General features: G+C 64.8%; 18 protein-coding genes. 10 read left to right on the top strand and 8 right to left on the bottom strand.

The features are described from left to right. Window positions 1–26 precede the first annotated feature (26 nt). On the bottom strand, window positions 27–2,636 hold the full coding sequence (gene acnB, locus ACZ9C1_RS09360; RefSeq protein ID WP_110700910.1) for a bifunctional aconitate hydratase 2/2-methylisocitrate dehydratase: 2,610 nt from the start codon (window positions 2,634–2,636) through the stop codon (window positions 27–29). 407 nt (window positions 2,637–3,043) lie between these two features. Between acnB and ACZ9C1_RS09355 the strand changes: the two genes are divergently transcribed. Beyond that, window positions 3,044–3,523 (top strand): DUF1289 domain-containing protein, encoded by a 480-nt coding sequence (locus ACZ9C1_RS09355; protein ID WP_046854916.1) that lies wholly within the window; start codon window positions 3,044–3,046, stop codon window positions 3,521–3,523. Window positions 3,524–3,637: 114 nt separating this feature from the next. Here the strand turns inward: ACZ9C1_RS09355 and queD are convergent, their stop codons facing one another. After that, on the bottom strand, window positions 3,638–3,994 hold the full coding sequence (gene queD, locus ACZ9C1_RS09350; RefSeq protein ID WP_023630589.1) for a 6-carboxytetrahydropterin synthase QueD: 357 nt from the start codon (window positions 3,992–3,994) through the stop codon (window positions 3,638–3,640). A gap of 53 nt (window positions 3,995–4,047) precedes the next feature. Continuing rightward, window positions 4,048–5,127: a patatin-like phospholipase domain-containing protein gene (locus ACZ9C1_RS09345; protein ID WP_139669939.1), complete on the bottom strand. Its 1,080-nt coding sequence runs from the start codon at window positions 5,125–5,127 to the stop codon at window positions 4,048–4,050. Window positions 5,128–5,321: 194 nt separating this feature from the next. Here ACZ9C1_RS09345 and ACZ9C1_RS09340 point away from each other — a divergent pair, with 194 nt between their 5' ends. From ACZ9C1_RS09340 to ACZ9C1_RS09320, 5 genes are all read left to right on the top strand, one after another. Beyond that, complete coding sequence (locus tag ACZ9C1_RS09340) at window positions 5,322–5,630, top strand: PepSY domain-containing protein (protein ID WP_046854989.1); 309 nt, start codon at window positions 5,322–5,324, stop codon at window positions 5,628–5,630. Then, window positions 5,630–5,944 carry a PepSY domain-containing protein gene (locus tag ACZ9C1_RS09335; protein ID WP_023632694.1) on the top strand — a complete coding sequence of 105 codons (315 nt, stop codon included), beginning with the start codon at window positions 5,630–5,632 and terminating at the stop codon, window positions 5,942–5,944. Before ACZ9C1_RS09340 ends, ACZ9C1_RS09335 begins: the two co-directional genes overlap by 1 nt. Continuing rightward, entirely contained in the window at window positions 5,945–6,613 is a 669-nt protein-coding gene (locus ACZ9C1_RS09330) for a response regulator transcription factor (protein WP_102683274.1), read from the top strand. Then, the gene (locus tag ACZ9C1_RS09325) at window positions 6,610–7,929 is read left to right on the top strand and encodes a sensor histidine kinase (RefSeq protein WP_277504966.1); all 1,320 of its coding nucleotides are present in this window, start codon (window positions 6,610–6,612) and stop codon (window positions 7,927–7,929) included. The genes ACZ9C1_RS09330 and ACZ9C1_RS09325 overlap by 4 nt, the downstream gene beginning before the upstream one ends. A gap of 240 nt (window positions 7,930–8,169) precedes the next feature. Further along, window positions 8,170–9,327: an HPP family protein gene (locus tag ACZ9C1_RS09320; protein WP_139669944.1), complete on the top strand. Its 1,158-nt coding sequence runs from the start codon at window positions 8,170–8,172 to the stop codon at window positions 9,325–9,327. Here the strand turns inward: ACZ9C1_RS09320 and ACZ9C1_RS09315 are convergent. Together ACZ9C1_RS09315 and ACZ9C1_RS09310 are read right to left on the bottom strand one after the other, a co-directional pair. Continuing rightward, a complete protein-coding gene (locus ACZ9C1_RS09315; RefSeq protein WP_476253904.1) occupies window positions 9,301–10,167 on the bottom strand; it encodes a LysR family transcriptional regulator in 867 nt (288 codons plus the stop codon). The genes ACZ9C1_RS09320 and ACZ9C1_RS09315 overlap by 27 nt on opposite strands. 227 nt (window positions 10,168–10,394) lie before the next feature. Next, complete coding sequence (locus ACZ9C1_RS09310; RefSeq protein WP_277504965.1) at window positions 10,395–11,258, bottom strand: universal stress protein; 864 nt, start codon at window positions 11,256–11,258, stop codon at window positions 10,395–10,397. A gap of 157 nt (window positions 11,259–11,415) precedes the next feature. Here ACZ9C1_RS09310 and ACZ9C1_RS09305 point away from each other — a divergent pair, with 157 nt between their 5' ends. After that, entirely contained in the window at window positions 11,416–12,033 is a 618-nt protein-coding gene (locus tag ACZ9C1_RS09305) for a MiaE family protein (protein ID WP_046854995.1), read from the top strand. 1 nt (window position 12,034) lies between these two features. Here ACZ9C1_RS09305 and ACZ9C1_RS09300 read toward each other — a convergent pair whose 3' ends face one another. Beyond that, complete coding sequence (locus ACZ9C1_RS09300; RefSeq protein WP_031315252.1) at window positions 12,035–12,355, bottom strand: ElaB/YgaM/YqjD family protein; 321 nt, start codon at window positions 12,353–12,355, stop codon at window positions 12,035–12,037. Between the two features lie 131 nt (window positions 12,356–12,486). Here ACZ9C1_RS09300 and ACZ9C1_RS09295 point away from each other — a divergent pair, with 131 nt between their 5' ends. Continuing rightward, window positions 12,487–12,750 (top strand): hypothetical protein, encoded by a 264-nt coding sequence (locus ACZ9C1_RS09295; RefSeq protein WP_277504962.1) that lies wholly within the window; start codon window positions 12,487–12,489, stop codon window positions 12,748–12,750. Window positions 12,751–12,817: 67 nt separating this feature from the next. Then, window positions 12,818–13,759: a carbon-nitrogen hydrolase family protein gene (locus tag ACZ9C1_RS09290; protein WP_476253903.1), complete on the top strand. Its 942-nt coding sequence runs from the start codon at window positions 12,818–12,820 to the stop codon at window positions 13,757–13,759. Window positions 13,760–13,784: 25 nt separating this feature from the next. On the opposite strand, the gene ACZ9C1_RS09285 is transcribed toward ACZ9C1_RS09290, so the two are convergent. Continuing rightward, window positions 13,785–14,255, bottom strand: coding sequence for an LEA/WHy family protein (locus ACZ9C1_RS09285; protein ID WP_277504959.1), 471 nt, complete (start codon window positions 14,253–14,255; stop codon window positions 13,785–13,787). An 87-nt stretch (window positions 14,256–14,342) separates the two neighbouring features. After that, window positions 14,343–15,239, bottom strand: coding sequence for a LysR family transcriptional regulator (locus ACZ9C1_RS09280; RefSeq protein ID WP_277504958.1), 897 nt, complete (start codon window positions 15,237–15,239; stop codon window positions 14,343–14,345). A 102-nt stretch (window positions 15,240–15,341) separates the two neighbouring features. Between ACZ9C1_RS09280 and ACZ9C1_RS09275 the strand changes: the two genes are divergently transcribed. Then, window positions 15,342–16,421 carry an extracellular solute-binding protein gene (locus tag ACZ9C1_RS09275; RefSeq protein ID WP_102683281.1) on the top strand — a complete coding sequence of 360 codons (1,080 nt, stop codon included), beginning with the start codon at window positions 15,342–15,344 and terminating at the stop codon, window positions 16,419–16,421. Window positions 16,422–16,437 lie beyond the last annotated feature (16 nt).

Below are 16,437 nucleotides of genomic sequence, written 5' to 3'. Positions count from 1 at the left end.
ACTTGTAACTTACCACTTGCAGCTGCTTACGCCTGAACCACCGGGATCTTGGCGTTGGCCGCGGCTTCGCGGAACTCGGCGATCTGGTCGAAGCTCAGGTAGCGGTAGACGTCGGCAGCCATGCTGTCGATGTCCTTGGCGTACTGCATGTACTCTTCAACGGTCGGTAGCTTGCCGATGATCGAAGCGACAGCAGCCAGCTCGGCCGAGGCCAGGTACACGTTGGTGGCGTCGCCCAGACGGTTCGGGAAGTTACGGGTCGAGGTGGAGACCACGGTCGAACCGGTCTGTACACGTGCCTGGTTACCCATGCACAGCGAGCAGCCTGGCATTTCCATGCGCGCGCCGGCCTTGCCGTAGATGCCGTAGTAGCCTTCTTCGGTCAGCTGGTGAGCGTCCATCTTGGTTGGCGGGGCCAGCCACAGACGGGTCGGGATACCGCCCTTGACCTTGTCCAGCAGCTTGCCGGCGGCGCGGAAGTGACCAATGTTGGTCATGCACGAACCGATGAACACTTCGTCGATCTTCTCGCCCTGTACCGAGGACAGCAGGCGGGCGTCGTCCGGGTCGTTCGGCGCGCAGAGCACAGGCTCCTTGACGTCGGCCAGGTCGATTTCGATGATTTCGGCGTATTCGGCATCGGCGTCGGCCGACAGCAGCTCAGGCTTGGCCAGCCAGGCTTCCATGGCCTGGGCGCGGCGCTCCAGGGTGCGGGCATCGCCGTAGCCTTCGCCGATCATCCAGCGCAGCAGGGTGATGTTGGACTGCAGGTACTCGGCGATGGCCTTCTCCGGCAGCTTGATGGTGCAACCGGCGGCGGAGCGTTCGGCCGAGGCGTCGGACAGCTCGAAGGCTTGCTCGACGGTCAGGTCGTTGAGGCCTTCGATCTCCAGGATGCGGCCGGAGAAGGCGTTCTTCTTGCCTTTCTTCTCGACGGTCAGCAGGCCTTTCTGGATGGCGTAGTAAGGGATGGCATGGACCAGGTCACGCAGGGTGATGCCAGGCTGCAGCTTGCCCTTGAAGCGCACCAGGATCGACTCCGGCATGTCCAGCGGCATGACGCCGGTGGCAGCGGCGAAGGCCACGAGGCCCGAGCCTGCCGGGAACGAGATGCCGATCGGGAAGCGGGTGTGCGAGTCGCCACCGGTGCCGACGGTGTCAGGCATCAGCATGCGGTTCAGCCAGCTGTGGATGATGCCGTCGCCCGGGCGCAGCGACACGCCGCCACGGGTGCGGATGAAGTCTGGCAGGGTGTGGTGGGTGGTGACGTCGATCGGCTTCGGATAGGCCGCGGTGTGGCAGAACGACTGCATTACCAGGTCGGCGGAGAAGCCCAGGCACGCCAGGTCTTTCAGCTCGTCGCGGGTCATCGGGCCAGTGGTGTCCTGGGAGCCGACGGTGGTCATCTTCGGCTCGCAGTAGGCACCTGGGCGCACGCCCTGGCCTTCTGGCAGACCGCAGGCGCGGCCGACCATCTTCTGCGCCAGGGTGAAGCCTTTGGTCGAAGCGGCAGGTTGCTCAGGCTTCTTGAACAGGTCGGAAGGGGCCAGGCCCAGCTCGGCACGCGCTTTCTCGGTCAGGCCACGGCCGACGATCAGCGGGATACGACCGCCAGCGCGGACTTCGTCCAGCAGCACTTCGGTTTTCAGCTCGAAGTTGGTGACCAGTTCGTCGCTGCCGTGACGGCGTACTTCACCTTTGTAAGGGTAAACGTCGATGACGTCGCCCATGCCCAGGTTGGTGCAGTCGAATTCGATCGGCAGGGCGCCGGCGTCTTCCATGGTGTTGTAGAAGATCGGAGCGATCTTGGTGCCGAAGCAGAAGCCACCGGCGCGCTTGTTCGGCACGTACGGGATGTCGTCGCCGAAGAACCACAGCACCGAGTTGGTGGCCGATTTACGCGAGGAACCGGTACCGACCACGTCACCGACGTAGGCGACCGGGAAGCCCTTGGCCTTGACCGCTTCGATCTGCGCCAGCGGGCCGACCGAACCAGGCTGCGAAGGCTCGATGCCGTCGCGGGCCATTTTCAGCATGGCCAGGGCATGCAGCGGGATGTCTGGGCGCGACCAGGCGTCCGGGGCAGGGGACAGGTCGTCGGTGTTGGTTTCGCCAGGCACCTTGAACACGGTCAGGGTGTACTTGTCGGCGATCGCCGGGCGCGAGGTGAACCACTCGCCGGCAGCCCAGGATTCCAGCACGGCCTTGGCGTGGGCATTGCCCGCCTTGGCTTTTTCGGCCACGTCGTGGAAGGCATCGAACATCAGCAGGGTGTGCTTGAGCTGTTCGGCCGCGACGGCGCCCAGTTCGGCGTCGTCCAGCAGCGCGACCAGCGTTTCGATGTTGTAGCCGCCCTGCATGGTACCCAGCAGCTCAGTGGCGTGCTTGCGGTCGATCAGTGGCGACTTGGCTTCACCCTTGGCGACAGCGGAGAGGAAAGCGGCCTTGACGTAGGCGGCTTCGTCGACTCCTGGCGGAACGCGGTTGGTGATCAGGTCTACGAGGAAGGCTTCTTCGCCGGCCGGCGGGTTTTTCAGCAGCTCGACCAGGCCTGCAGTTTGTTCGGCGTTCAGCGGCTGGGGCACGATACCCAGAGCGGCACGCTCTTCGATATGTTTGCGGTAGGCTTCAAGCACAGTTATTACCCTCATCAGTGGTCCCTAAAGGGAGTCCGGGACGCTCATCCAGCATTCTTCTGCACCCATGCGCTGAAGACGGCTTTTTGAGCCGGCAAGCCAGGGTCGCAGAGAATCCTTACAGAAGCTGTTTTCAAAGTTTTACGCCTGTAGAACGGAAGGCTGATGAGGGGTTGGCCGTGGCCATGCGCTCGCATGGACAGGGCCAACGCCGTTCTACCGGATGAACTGTGCTCGTGACGCTTTGAAAACAGCTTCCAACGGACATGGTTGCCTTGAAAAGGCGGAGTGATTCTACGGCAAAAATTAGCCGAAAGTAAGGCGGCGAAGAAGACTTTAACGGGTGACCCTGGTTAGACAAAGGGCTAACATGGGGGCGTGTTCCACCGCCAAGCCGTTGTTTTTACATGTCCAACCAATCCATCAAGACGCCTTGCGTCGGCCTCTGCTCCACCGTGTATGGAGACCTGGTGTGCCGCGGCTGCAAGCGCTTCCACCACGAAGTGATCCACTGGAACGGCTACGACGACGAGCAGAAGCGCGCCGTGTGGCTGCGCCTGGAGCAACTGCTGGTGCAGGTGATGATGGCCAAGCTGGAAGTGTTCGACAAAGCGCGCTTGCGTGAGCAGCTCGAACAGCGTTCGATCCGCTATGTGGCACAGCAGTCGGAATATTGCTGGGCCTACCAGCTGATCGCCCGCGGGGCGCGGATGATTCGTGACCTGGAGGCCTACGGGATGGCCTTGCTGCCGGAGTTCCGCGACTGGGAGCTGCCACAGCTGCGCGACGCCATCGACCGGGAATTCTTTTTGCTTTCCGAGGCGCATTACCAGCGCTATATCGCCCCGAGCTTCTTGCGTGATGCTTTGGCGGCAGATCAGAAATAAGCGTTGCCCTCATCGCTGGCAAGCCAGCTCCCACAGGTTCCGCGCTGTCTTAAGAACGTGCGCAAGACCTGTGGGAGCTGGCTTGCCAGCGATAGGGCCCATGCAGATGCTCGATCAGTCGCCGGTGTACTCGCACCCGCTGGTGCAGGTCTCGTGGATGCGCACCTTCGACAGTTCCGGCAGCAGCGGCTTGACCTGATCCCAGATCCACTTGGCGATCACTTCGCTGGTGGGGTTTTCCAGCCCGGGAATATCGTTCAGGTAGTTATGGTCCAGTTGCTCGTAGATCGGCTTGAAGATCGCCTTGATCTCGGAGAAGTCGCGGATCCAGCCGGTGTGCGGATCGAGCGGGCCGGTCAGGTGCAGGGCGACCTTGAACGAATGGCCATGCAGGCGGCCGCACTTGTGCCCGGCCGGGACGTTGGGCAGGCGGTGAGCCGATTCGAAGGTAAATTCCTTAAAGATTTCCACGCTGGCATAACTCTGTGTGAATCAACGATGCGCGCAGTCTACCAGCATGCCCGCTACAAGGCTTGCAACTGATCCTGCAACCGCCCGGTGGCGATCAGCTCCAGCAGTTCGTCGCCCAGGCGCCGGCTTTCGGCGATGGCCTTGTACCAGTAGCGCTTGCGGCTCGGCGCATCGCCCATGAAACGCTTGAAGTCGTTGCGATCCGGCAGCTTGCCGTAGGGCAGGGCGGCGAGGTACTGCGGCGACGGGGTCATCAGCAACACATTCTGCAGGCGTGTGGCATTGCCCTTGCGCCAGGGCAGGGCCTTGTCGAACCAGCCGGGCACCACCTTGTCGGTGAAGTGCGGGTAGAGCACCAGGTCGTCGCCCCGGTAGGGCAGGTCCAGATGGTAGTCGAGCAAGCCGCCGTCGCGGTAGGTGCCGGCACCCGCGCCGGGGATGTCGCGCACACCCTCCATGACCATCGGGATCGAACCCGAGGCGAGCAGGGCGTGGCGCAGGTTGGCCAGGTCCAGCGGCAGGCTGCGCGAGGGGAAGTCGGTGAGCGCCTCCAGCGGCGGCGCGGCACGTTCATCGTGCAGGATCACCCGCTCGAAGTGCCGCGCCAGGCGCGAGCGGCCCAGCAGGTTGCTGGCGATCACCGAGCCCAGCCCCACCCCCAGGCGTGCGCGGTGGTCGTGGGCGAGTTGGCCGTGGCTCTTCACCACCAGGATGTTCAGGCGATAGTGCGGGTTGGCGAGGATCTGCCCATCGCGGCCCTGCAGCAGGTCGTCGAGCATGCGTTGGCAGCTCTGGCTGATTTCCCTGGGGGTCACGCCCTTGGCGAAATCCTGCTCGGTATACAGCTCGCCCAGGCGGCGGATGCCGGCCACCGGGTCGTCGAGGCAGGCACTGGCGAAACGCCAGGAGCCGATCGAGGCGCCGATCAATGCCCGTTGCCGTGGTGCCGTCGGCAGCCATTCACCGAACAGCGCCAGGTCCAGGCCCTGGATTCCCAAGGGCTTGGGGCCACCGGCGGCGCCCGGCAGCACGCCGACATCGGCGGCCAGCAGGCCGCGCTCGCGAATCTGCCGCAAGGCGCGCTGGCCGGCCTTGAAGGTCAGGGCGGGGTACTTGATGTGGATGGCGCTCATGGCGGGGTCTCGGGCAGGGCAGGCGGGCAGTATAGGGCTTTATCGCGAGGCGGCGATGCCATCACCGCCCCACGTGGCCGCGACAAGGCCGCAAGCTGCGCTATCATGCGGCCAGCTGTTTTCAGGTTGAGTTAAGGACCGGTGGTTAATCTTAACCCCGTAGACAAATTGCACATCTCGCAGGAGAGAACCTCATGAAAACTTTGACTGCCCTGTTCACCGCCGCCGCCCTCGCTTTCGGTGCCAATGCCGCCTTCGCCAAGGATGTGCAGCCCGATGAAGTGGTCAAGCTGGTGAACGCCAAGACCATCAAGTCGCTGGACGAACTGAAGGCCGCCGCCGTGGCCAAGCACCCCGGCGCCACCGTGACCGACTCGGAGCTCGAGGATGAGTACGGCCGCTACATCTACAAGGTCGACCTGCGTGATGCCCAGAACGTCGAATGGGACGTGGCCCTGGACGCCAAGACCGGTGAAGTCCTGAAGGACGAGCGAGACAACTGATGCCTGCACTACCGCGAACGGCACGCTACCTGGCCTTGGCCCTGTTGACCGTCTGTTCGCTGGCCGCCGCGCGCGACCTGGACCAGGATGAAGCCCTGGAGCTTCGGCAAAAGGGCATCATCCTGCCACTGGAGCAATTGCTCGAAGCCGCCCTGGGGCGTTACCCCGGGGCACGGCTGCTGGAGGCGGAACTGGAAGAGAAGCACGAGCGCTACGAGTACGAGGTCGAACTGCTGACCCCGGCAGGCGTGGTGCGCGAGATCAAGCTCGACGCCCGCACTGGCGCGCTGCTCAAAGACGAGGAAGACGACTGAATGCGCCTGCTGCTTGTCGAGGACAATGTCCCCCTGGCCGATGAACTGACCGCCACCCTGCAGCGCCAGGGTTATGCCGTGGACTGGCTGGCCGATGGCCGCGATGCGGTGTACCAGGGCCAAAGCGAACCCTACGACCTGATCATCCTCGATCTGGGCCTGCCTGGGCTGCCGGGGCTCGAAGTACTGGGGCAATGGCGCGCAAGCGGTCTGGCCACTCCGGTGCTGATCCTCACCGCCCGTGGCTCCTGGGCCGAGCGTATCGAGGGACTCAAGGCCGGGGCCGACGACTACCTGAGCAAGCCTTTCCACCCCGAGGAGCTGCAACTGCGCATCCAGGCCCTGTTGCGCCGGGCCAAGGGGCTGGCCAACCAGCCGAAACTGGAAGCGGCCGGCCTGCATCTGGACGAGTCGCGCCAGTGCGTGAGCCGTGAGGGTGTCGATGTCCAGCTCACCGCCGCCGAGTTTCGCCTGTTGCGCTATTTCATGCTGCATCCGGGACAGGTGCTGTCCAAGAGCCACCTGGCCGAGCACCTTTACGACGGGGAAACCGAGCGTGATTCCAATGTGCTGGAAGTGCACGTCAACCACCTGCGGCGCAAACTGGGGCGCAGCGTGATCGAGACCCGCCGCGGCCAGGGCTACGTGTATGCCGGGAGCGCCGCGTGAAGTCGATCCAGGCGCGCCTGAGCCTGGGCCTGGTGGCGGTACTGGTAGTGGTTGGGCTGGCCCTGGCGCAGTTGACCCTGTGGCTGTTCGAGGCGGGCCTGCAGCGTTACCTGGAAGCTGGCCTGCGCAAGGAAAGCGAAAACCTGCTGGTGGCGCTGGTGCGTGGCCCGTCCGGCCTGCAGTTGGACGAGCGACGGCTGTCGGCAGCCTACCAGCAGCCGTTCTCGGGCTACTACTTCCGCATTGATTTCGACCAGGGTACCTGGCGCTCCCGATCGTTATGGGACATGGACATGCCCAAGCCTGGCAAGCCCGGCCTGGACGATGGCCACGAACTCGGTCCCGACGGCCAGCAACTGCTGGCCTATCGCGGGGACTACCGGCGGCTCGGCCAGGACATCTCAATCAGCGTGGCCCAGGACTACTCACCGGTGCGTGAGGGCTTTCGACGCATGCAACAGATCGGCCTGGGCCTGGGGCTGGTAGCGTTGATATTGGTACTGGTGCTGCAACGCCTCACCGTGACCCGCTCGTTGCGCCCGCTGGAGCGGGCGCGCCAGCAGATCGCCCAGTTGCAGCAGGGCCAGCGCTCGCAACTGGACGCCGAAGTGCCCAGCGAACTGCAACCGCTGGTGGACCAGATCAACCACCTGTTGACCCATACCGAAGACAGCCTGCGCCGTTCGCGCAATGCCCTGGGCAACCTCGGCCATGCCTTGAAGACGCCGCTGGCGGTACTTGTCAGCCTGGCTACCAGTGAACGCCTGCAGGCGTTGCCCGAGGTGCGCGCGCAAATGCGCGAGCAACTGGAGCAGATCCAGCAACGCCTGGCCCGCGAACTCAACCGCGCGCGCCTGGCCGGCGATGCCTTGCCTGGCGCGCAGTTCGATTGCGACGCTGAACTGCCCGGGCTGCTGGCGACGCTGGGGATGATCCATGGTGAAGGCTTGCTGCTCGAACGCGACGCGCCGCCCGGCCTGTTGCTGCCCTGGGACCGCGAGGATTTACTGGAGCTGCTCGGCAACCTGCTGGACAACGCCTGCAAATGGGCCGACAGCGAGGTGCGCCTGGGCATCGCGCCCACCACCGAGGGCTACCAGTTGATGGTCGATGACGATGGCCCGGGCATCCCTGAGGCGCAACGCCTGCAAGTGCTCGAGCGCGGCTCGCGGCTGGACGAGCAGGTCGATGGCCATGGCCTGGGGCTAGGCATCGTGCGCGACATCGTCGAGGCCTGGGGTGGGCGCATTGCGCTGCTGGAAAGCCCACTGGGCGGGTTGCGAGTGAGTATCGAGCTGCCCCGCAAGGTCCGCTGAATCAATCCGTTCCTGCCGAGGGACCGGATCAAGCCTGCAAAAAAATTGCAGTACAGCCGCAGTTTTTTGAATTGGCCCAGCGCCACCCGCGCCCGGCACAATGCCGGCCACGAAACCTTGCGGTTTCCATCTCTCCAAGGAAGGAGCCCCTTGCGCCACTGCATTGCGCAACACAGGGCCCAGGCCGGTCGCGCTGGGCTTTCTTTTTACAATCAGAAGAACACGATCAAAATCACCTCGATGTCTGCCTCGCGTCCCGAATCCCGCCTGCAGCGCCTGCTGCCGGCGCCCCTGAACATCCCTCCCCGAGAATGGTTGCGAGCAGGCCTAGGCGCGCTGCTTGGACTGTTTCTTGCGGGTTACCTGTGCAGCCTGGCCTATGGGCCATCGATCGCCCTGCATTTGCTGGGGCCGCTGGCAGCCTCGGCGGTGCTGGTGTTCGCCGTGCACTCGGGCCCGTTGGCCCAGCCCTGGCCCGTACTGGGCAGTTATGCGTTGGCGGCTGCCGTGGGCCTGGCCATGCGTCACGCATACGGCGATGGGTTGTGGGTCGCGGCCGCGGCGTTGGGCATCGCCATCCTGGCGATGTGCCTGCTGCGCTGCCTGCACCCGCCCGGTGGCGGCGTGGCGGCCAGCGCCGTGCTGGCCGACCCGGGGCTGGTGGCCATGGGTGACCACCTGCTCGAGCCGGTATTGCTCAATGCGCTGATCCTGGTCGGCGTGGCCGTGCTCTACAACCGCCTGACCGGCGTGCGCTACCCCAAGGGCGCGACCCCGCGCCGCGACCTGCACCACACCCACGACGCGCTGCCGGGCGATCGAGTCGGCATCTGCGCCGCAGACCTGGACCAGGCCCTGGAGGAGATCGGCGAGTTCGTCGATGTCACCCGTGACGAGCTGGAGCGGATCATCCTGGCCACCGAGCAACACGCCCTGCACCGTAGCCTGGGCGGCATCACCGCCAGTTCGGTGATGTCCCGCGACGTGCAGTGGGCAACGCCGCGCACCACCCTCGAACAGGCCTGGAAGCTGCTGTCCGGCCATCACCTCAAGACCCTGCCGGTACTGGAAGAGGGGCGCTTGGTGGGGATCGTCAGCCTCAGCGACCTGGTCGGCCCGGCCATGGCGCGTGGGCGTTTCAGCTGGCGTGGCCTGTTCCGGCGCAAGGTGGTGCGCTTGGAACAGGTGATGAGCCGTCGGGTGGTCAGCGTCGGCAGCCAGCATCCGCTGGAGCGCCTGTTGCCGTTACTCAGTGAGCAGGGGCTGCACTGCCTGCCGGTGCTCGACGATGAAAAGCTGGTGGGGGTGATCACCCAGACCGACCTGATCGCCGGCCTCAAGCGGCACCTGCTCACTGCCGCGGCGCAGGGCTCAGATCACCGGGTCCCAGCGCTGTGACCAGTCGCTTTCGCCAGCGGCCACCAGCCGGCGCAACACGCTGAAGGCCTGCTGCAACGCCTCGCTGTCGCGCTCGCGGGCATGCACCAGGAAGGTCGGGTAGGTGAACTCCGGCGCCTGGGGCACGCGCTCGAACACCCCGCTTTGCAGGTAGGCCTGGACCACCCGGGTGCGGAAATAGCCGCTGCCGCCGTGCTCGAGAATGAACTGCAGGGCCAGGGGCCCGAGGTTGAAGCTCAGGGCCGGGCGCGACAGCTCGGGCAGGGCGGCGTCGTGCTGGCGGCGGAAAGCTTCGCCCCAGTCGATGTAGATGTACGGATCGGGCGCATCGACCCGGCGCACACGGATCAGCTTCTCTTCCATCAATTGCTCGACTTGCAGGCCAGGACCATAGGTCGGTTGGTAGACCAGCGCGGCGTCGAGCAAGCCCATCTCCACCTTGCGCAGCAGTGCTTCGCCATCGCTGACCTCGCTGCGGATGGCATGGCTGGGCAGGCCCTGGTGCAAGGCGCTGACCCAGTCGAGCAGCATCGGATTGCCCAGGCTCACTTCGGCGCCCACATGCAGCACCAGCTGGCAGCCCTGGGGCAGCGGCAGGTCACGGCGCGCCGCCTCCCAGGTCTGCACCAGCTGGTTGGCATAGCTGACGAAGGCCTCGCCGTCAGCGGTCAGGCTGGCGCCGTTGCGGCTGCGCACCAACAGCTGGCAGCCCAGTTGCTGCTCCAGGCGCTGCACACGGGCGCTGATTGCCGTCTGCGAGACGAACAGCCGTTCAGCCGCGGCGACCAGGCTGCCGCAGCGGACGATTTCCAGGAAGGTACGGGCCTGATCGATGTCCATGGTGCTGCTTCTGTGGCTGGAGAGGCGGCCTATTCTAGTGTGATGTTTTGCAAATACGACCAATAAATCGCGAGCGACTTTTGCGCTCAGGCAAGGCGTCGCGACGAGTCGTAGCCCAGCTACGGCGAGGAGCGACAACGCTGCATGAGCGCAAAAAGCGCCGCGAGTTATGGTCGTTATTTGTGAAACACCACACTAGATCTATTGCACCTGTTTGGGGCGCTGGTTCAGCCACGTGCCAGCTCAGCCAGGTGTGCCGTGGCCTCTTCGCTCTTGAGTACCAGCACATCGCCTTCCAGCGCATCCAGGACCACTTCCGCCGTGTTGCCGATCAGCGCCCCGGAGATGCCGGTGCGGGCCACGGTGCCGAGGATGGTCACCACAGCGTCAAGTTTCTTCTCGGTATAGGGAATCAGTACGTCGGCCGGTCCTTCGGCGATATGCAGCCTGTCATCGGTAATATCGAATTCCGCCTGGAACGCCGTGCACGCCTCGCGATAGCGTTTCTCGATGGTCTCCGTGAGCTGATAGACCGGGTCGGAAGCCGACAGCATCGGCGATGGATGGGCGCTGATCACGTGCAGTTGGCCTTTGGCCAGGCTGGCGATGTCATAGCCGTGATCAATGATGCTGGCGTGCAACAGACGATGGGCCTCGTCCTGGTTGCCCACATCCACCGCCGCCAGGATCACGCCGCCGGTCCAGGGGCGTTCGCTCTTGACCATCAGCACCGCGCAGGGGCACGCGCGCAGCAGCTTCCAGTCACTGGGGGTCAGCAATGCCTTGCGCAAGGGGTTTTCCGGGCGGTGCTCCTTGATCACCAGTTCACAGCCTTCCGCTTGCTGCACATGGATGATCGACTGGTGCAGGCTGTCCTTCCACTTCTGTTCATGGGTGACATTGTCGTAGCCATCATCATGCAACTGGCTGCTTAGCAGGCTCAACAGCGCGCTGTGGTCCTGCTTCTTGTCGCACATCAGCAGGTGCAGGCGCGCACCGGTCACCCCGGCAATCAGTTTGGCCCGGGTCAGGGCCCGGCTATGGGCGTGCTCGGGGTCGAGGACGACGAGGATGCTGCGCACGGCTTGCATGGACGTGAACTCCTTTCGCGGATGGCGACCAATGCTTGACTATAGACGGCGCGGCGGCTGTTGCCGGTTGATCTGCATCAAGCATAGTCACTGGCGCTCGCCACCGCCGCCGGTATAATCGCCGGTCCCGCCGATGTCCCGTGTGATTGTGAGTACCATGTCCCTGATTCCTGAAATCGATGCCTTCCTGGGTTGCCGCACCCCTGACGCCTGGATCGAGGCGGCACTGGCCGACCAGGAAACCCTGCTGATCGATCACAAGAATTGCGAGTTCAAGGCCGCCAGCACGGCGCTGAGCCTGATCGCCAAGTACAACACCCATCTCGACCTGATCAACATGATGTCGCGCCTGGCCCGCGAGGAACTGGTGCACCACGAGCAAGTGCTGCGTCTGATGAAGCGCCGCGGCGTGCCGCTACGGCCGGTGTCGGCAGGGCGCTATGCCTCTGGGCTGCGGCGGCTGGTGCGGGCGCATGAACCGGTGAAGCTGGTGGACACCCTGGTAGTGGGGGCTTTCATCGAGGCGCGCAGCTGCGAACGCTTCGCCGCCCTGGTGCCGCACCTGGACGAGGAGTTGGGCACCTTCTATCACGGCCTGCTCAAGAGCGAGGCGCGACACTATCAAGGTTATCTGAAGCTGGCTCACCAGTATGGCGACGAAGCGGACATTGCCAGGGTTGTGGAGCAGGTGCGCGAAGCGGAGGTCGGGCTGATCACCTCGCCCGACCAGGAACTGCGTTTCCACAGCGGTATTCCCCAGGCGCAAGCCGCCTGAGTTATTGCCGGCGACCGAGCAGCAACCCGACCACCAGGCCGAAGCCTGCGGAAATCGCCACGGTCTGCCAGGGGTGACCTCCGATATACTCCTGTGTCGCCTCGACCACCGGCTGCGCCTTCTGGCCCAGGCGGCTGGTGGCATCGCGCGCCTGGCGCAACTTGAGCCCCAGTTGCGCGCGCATGCCTTCGGCTTCCTCGCCGACCAGCGACGCGCTGTCGCTGAGCAGCTTCTCGGATTCCTCGATCAATGCCTGCAGTTCGCTGAACACCTGATCCTTGATCTGGTCGTTGTTGCCTTGCGCAGCGGTTTTCCTGGCCATGTACACATCCTCGTGAAGGGTTGGGCGTTGAACAGTGGATGCCACGGTGACGGGAAAGTTGCAGTGGCGTACCGGTGGCGCGTCGACGCAGTGTAAGATAGCGCCCATTTTCCAGCGGCAGGTAATACCCGATGAGTTTCAATCTGGCCAACATGAGCTTCCAGGAACGGGCGCAGATCGAGGCAGAAAAGGCCCGCTTGTTCGACTACTGGCAGAACAACCTGGGCAAGGCCAAGGGCGAGGCGGCGCGACTGATCGCAGAGAAGCCGCGGCGCAAGGGCAAATGGGCGGAATGGGTACGTGCCGAACTCGACGTCATGTCGCCGCCGGAGTTCAACCAACTGGTGCGCAGCGAAGTGAACAAGATGATGGCCGCCGCCAGCGCCAACCGCTGAGCCAGGCGAACACCCCGAACGCCTGCGCTGGAGAATCCAACAGACCTTCCTGACTGGAGTTCCCTCGATGCCCAAGTCCATCGTCGCCGCCCTGCAGATCGGTTCGCTGCCTGGCGGCAAGGCCGCCACCCTGGCGCAGATCCTCGACTACGAGCAGGCCATCTGCGACGCCGGTGCCAACCTGGTGGTGATGCCCGAGGCCTTGCTCGGTGGCTATCCGAAAGGCGAAGGGTTCGGCACCCAGCTCGGCTATCGCCTGCCTGAGGGGCGTGAAGCCTTCGCCCGCTATTTTTCCAATGCCATTGATGTACCGGGGCCCGAGACCGACACCTTGGCCGGCTTGTCGGCGCGTACCGGAGCGAGCCTGGTGATCGGCGTGATCGAGCGCAGCGGCAATACCCTGTATTGCACGGTGCTGTTCTTCGAACCGCACGCCGGCCTGGTGGCCAAGCACCGCAAGCTGATGCCCACCGGCACCGAGCGGCTGATCTGGGGCAAGGGCGACGGCTCCACACTGCCGGTAATCGAAAGCCGTGCCGGGCGCATCGGCGCGGCAGTGTGCTGGGAGAACTACATGCCGCTGCTGCGCACTGCGATGTACGCCAAGGGTGTGCAACTGTGGTGCGCGCCGACAGTGGACGAGCGCGAGCTTTGGCAGGTGAGCATGCGCCATATCGCCGCCGAGGGGCGCTGTTTTGTCATCAGCGCCTGCCAGGTGCAGGATTCGCCCGCCGCACTGGGCCTGGAGGTGGCCAACTGGCCGGCCGAACGGCCATTGATCAACGGCGGCAGCGTGATCATCGGCCCACTTGGGGAGGTGCTGGCCGGGCCGCTGGTGGGCGAGCGTGGCCTGCTTTGCGCCGAGGTCGATACCGATGAACTGGTGCGTGCGCGCTACGACTTCGACGTGGTCGGCCACTATGCGCGGCCGGATGTGTTCGAGCTCAGCGTGGACGAGCGTCCGCGGCCCGGAGTACGTTTCGTCGGTTCATCCGGCGCAGGTGAGTGATCTGCCAGCCTGCCGGTAAAGCTGATTACCAGGCAGGGCCTGCGGTCGTTGGCAGGTCGAGCTTGCCTTTGTCGGTAAAGCGCACGGTACCGAGCGGCCCTCCCGCCAGCTTGCCGCGCAATACATAGGGCAGGCCCTGCAGCGAGTCCACCCGGCTCAGGCCGTAGGCCTGGCGCAGGAAGGCGAAGGCGGTGACGCTCACCGGCACCACCAGCACCGCTTCGTCGTAGCGGCCGATATGCCCGCGCTGGTCGCTCACCCCGGCCGCCAGGGGCTGGTCGTTGACCTCCAGGTTGAGGGCGATGCCGTTGAAATCCACCGGGGTTTCGTTGGGGTTCTGCACGCGGATCTTCACGGCCATGCGCAGCTCCAGGTCCTGGCCGGGCAGGGGGTCGATGCCGATCACGCTGATGTTCAGCGGGTCGCGACCCTGGAACAGGGCGCAGGCATTCAGGCCAAGGGTCAGCAGCAGGATCAGGCAGACGCGGGCATACATGGTGATCAAGGCCTCGTGGCGCGGGCGAGTCGGCAGTGTCGCAAATGCGCGGTGGTGATGAAAGCGGGGCCTGCCGACGTTCCGGGCCTAGCGCGAGCTGAATGTCATGCGCAGGTCTTCCATGAAGGCTTGCTGCGCCTCGCCGGGTGTTTGCCCGCGATGCCTGGCCAGGGTGAACGGCACCACGAAATCCAGCGCGGTATCCAACGCTCGCAACAGGCCTTGGGCTTCCCAGGGCGCGGCACAGTGGCACGGCAGAAAGCCGATGTGTCGTCCTGAAAGGATGAACGTCAAGGCGCTGTCGATCTGCTCTGCCACCGCCATGCTGTGGCGGCTCTGGAAGGGCTCGCCCTGTTTGAGAAAACGATAGGGGTGGCTCACTTGGTCGGCCTCGAGCAACTGCTCGCGGGTTACCTGGGCCTGGGTGAACAAGACGTGCCCCTTGCCGCAGTAAAGCCTCTGGCGCTCCTCGAACAGCGGCAGGTAGTCGAACGCCGCCTGGTTGCCGGAGAAGTAGCTGATGGCGCAGTCCAGGCGCTGCTCCAGCAGCAAGCGTTCGAGTTCGGCCGGTGGCGCGCTGGTCAGTTCCAGGCGCACGCTCTCGTCACGCTGGCGAAACCGCGCGATGGCCTGGGCCAGGCGCAGGCTGACGTCACGGTCCTGGTTCTCGGCCAGGCCGATGCGCACGCTGCCCAGCAAGCGCCCGGCAACACCGTTGGCCTGCTGGCGGAACTGCTCGATCTGCAGCAGCAGGCCGCGGGTGGCCTGCAACAGCAACTCGCCTTTCTCGGTCAGCCGGAAGCCGCCCTTGCCCCGGCTGCATAGGCGATAACCCAGGCGGGTCTCCAGTTTCGCCATTTGTTGGCTGATGCTGGGCTGGCTGAGCCCCAGCACACCTTGGGCGGCGCTGAAACCGCCGGCCTCGACTACAGTGACGAACAGCCGCAGCAGGTGCAGGTCCGGGTCGTGCAATTGTCCGAGCATCACATTGCTCCTGGTGAATGTCAGCTTCGCAAAGTTGCCATTTTTGCAATGTAACCCGACAGGCATGCTGGCGGCATCCACCCCTATGCCGAGGTGTCCGCCATGCGTTCGACGTTGTGCCTGCTTTCATTGCTGATCGCTCTGCCGCTGCAGGCCGAGGAGAAGGTCGTCAACTTGTACAGCTGGGCCGACTATGTCGCCCCGCAGACCCTGGAACGTTTCGAGAAGGAGACCGGCTACAAGGTCCGCTACGACACCTTCGACACCACCGAGGTGCTGGAGACCAAGCTGCTCACCGGTGGCAGCGGCTACGACGTGGTGGTGCCGTCGGCCACGGTGCTGGCCCGAGCCCTCAAGGCCGGCGCCCTGCAGCCGCTGGAGGCGCAGGCGATGCCCGGCTATGCCAACCTCGACCCGGACCTGCTGGCCAAGCTGGCCGAGGCCGACCCCGGCAACCGCCATGCCGTGCCTTACACCTGGGGCACGCTGGGGCTGGGGGTGAATGTCGAGGCCGTGCGCCAGCGCCTGGGCGATGTGCCCCTGGACAGCCTCGACCTGCTGTTCAAGCCTGAGTACGCCAGCCGCCTGAAGGACTGCGGCATCGCCATGCCGGACTCGCCACAGGAAGTGATCGGCGTGACCCTCAACTACCTGGGCAAGGACCCTTACAGCCAGGACAAGGCCGACCTGGACGCAGCCCAGGCGCTGTTGCAGCAACTGCAGCCGTCGATCAGCTACGTGGCCAACGGCCGCCAGATCAATGACCTCGCCAATGGCAGTGTGTGCCTGGCGCTCACCTACAACGGCGACGCCGCCATGGCCGCCGACCAGGCGCGCCGCGCCGGCAAGCCATTCGAGCTGATCTACCGCATCCCCCGTGAGGGCACACTGGTGTGGCAGGACAACCTGGTAATCCCCAAGGACGCACCGCATCCCGAGGCTGCACGCGCCTTCATCACCTTCATGCTGCGCCCCGACTCAGTGGCGGCGCTGACCAACACGCTGTTCTTCGCCAACGCCAACCAGGCCGCCACGCCGCTGGTGGACGAGGCGATCCGCGACGACCCGGACATCTATCCCCCGGCCGCGGTGCGCCAGCGCCTGTTCGCCGACCGCAGCATGGCGCTGGCCGACCTGCGCCAGCGCAACCGCCTGTGGACCGCCTTCCGCAGCCGGCAGTGAATGACAACGACAGGAG

This window comes from Pseudomonas sp. TE21435, assembly GCF_056279265.1.
Note: the sequence above shows the minus strand (reverse complement) of the source record. Positions and strands in the feature narration are given on the sequence as shown.

Excerpts from the sequence above, each read along its gene's own strand:
- ACZ9C1_RS09355 (WP_046854916.1), top strand. The coding sequence starts at position 3,044 with ATGTCCAACCAATCCATCAAGACGCCTTGCGTCGGCCTCTGCTCCACC.
- ACZ9C1_RS09345 (WP_139669939.1), bottom strand. The coding sequence starts at position 5,127 with ATGAGCGCCATCCACATCAAGTACCCCGCCCTGACCTTCAAGGCCGGC.
- ACZ9C1_RS09340 (WP_046854989.1), top strand. The coding sequence starts at position 5,322 with ATGAAAACTTTGACTGCCCTGTTCACCGCCGCCGCCCTCGCTTTCGGT.
- ACZ9C1_RS09335 (WP_023632694.1), top strand. The coding sequence starts at position 5,630 with ATGCCTGCACTACCGCGAACGGCACGCTACCTGGCCTTGGCCCTGTTG.
- ACZ9C1_RS09330 (WP_102683274.1), top strand. The coding sequence starts at position 5,945 with ATGCGCCTGCTGCTTGTCGAGGACAATGTCCCCCTGGCCGATGAACTG.
- ACZ9C1_RS09320 (WP_139669944.1), top strand. The coding sequence starts at position 8,170 with ATGTCTGCCTCGCGTCCCGAATCCCGCCTGCAGCGCCTGCTGCCGGCG.
- ACZ9C1_RS09315 (WP_476253904.1), bottom strand. The coding sequence starts at position 10,167 with ATGGACATCGATCAGGCCCGTACCTTCCTGGAAATCGTCCGCTGCGGC.
- ACZ9C1_RS09310 (WP_277504965.1), bottom strand. The coding sequence starts at position 11,258 with ATGCAAGCCGTGCGCAGCATCCTCGTCGTCCTCGACCCCGAGCACGCC.
- ACZ9C1_RS09305 (WP_046854995.1), top strand. The coding sequence starts at position 11,416 with ATGTCCCTGATTCCTGAAATCGATGCCTTCCTGGGTTGCCGCACCCCT.
- ACZ9C1_RS09300 (WP_031315252.1), bottom strand. The coding sequence starts at position 12,355 with ATGGCCAGGAAAACCGCTGCGCAAGGCAACAACGACCAGATCAAGGAT.
- ACZ9C1_RS09295 (WP_277504962.1), top strand. The coding sequence starts at position 12,487 with ATGAGTTTCAATCTGGCCAACATGAGCTTCCAGGAACGGGCGCAGATC.
- ACZ9C1_RS09290 (WP_476253903.1), top strand. The coding sequence starts at position 12,818 with ATGCCCAAGTCCATCGTCGCCGCCCTGCAGATCGGTTCGCTGCCTGGC.
- ACZ9C1_RS09285 (WP_277504959.1), bottom strand. The coding sequence starts at position 14,255 with ATGTATGCCCGCGTCTGCCTGATCCTGCTGCTGACCCTTGGCCTGAAT.
- ACZ9C1_RS09280 (WP_277504958.1), bottom strand. The coding sequence starts at position 15,239 with ATGCTCGGACAATTGCACGACCCGGACCTGCACCTGCTGCGGCTGTTC.
- ACZ9C1_RS09275 (WP_102683281.1), top strand. The coding sequence starts at position 15,342 with ATGCGTTCGACGTTGTGCCTGCTTTCATTGCTGATCGCTCTGCCGCTG.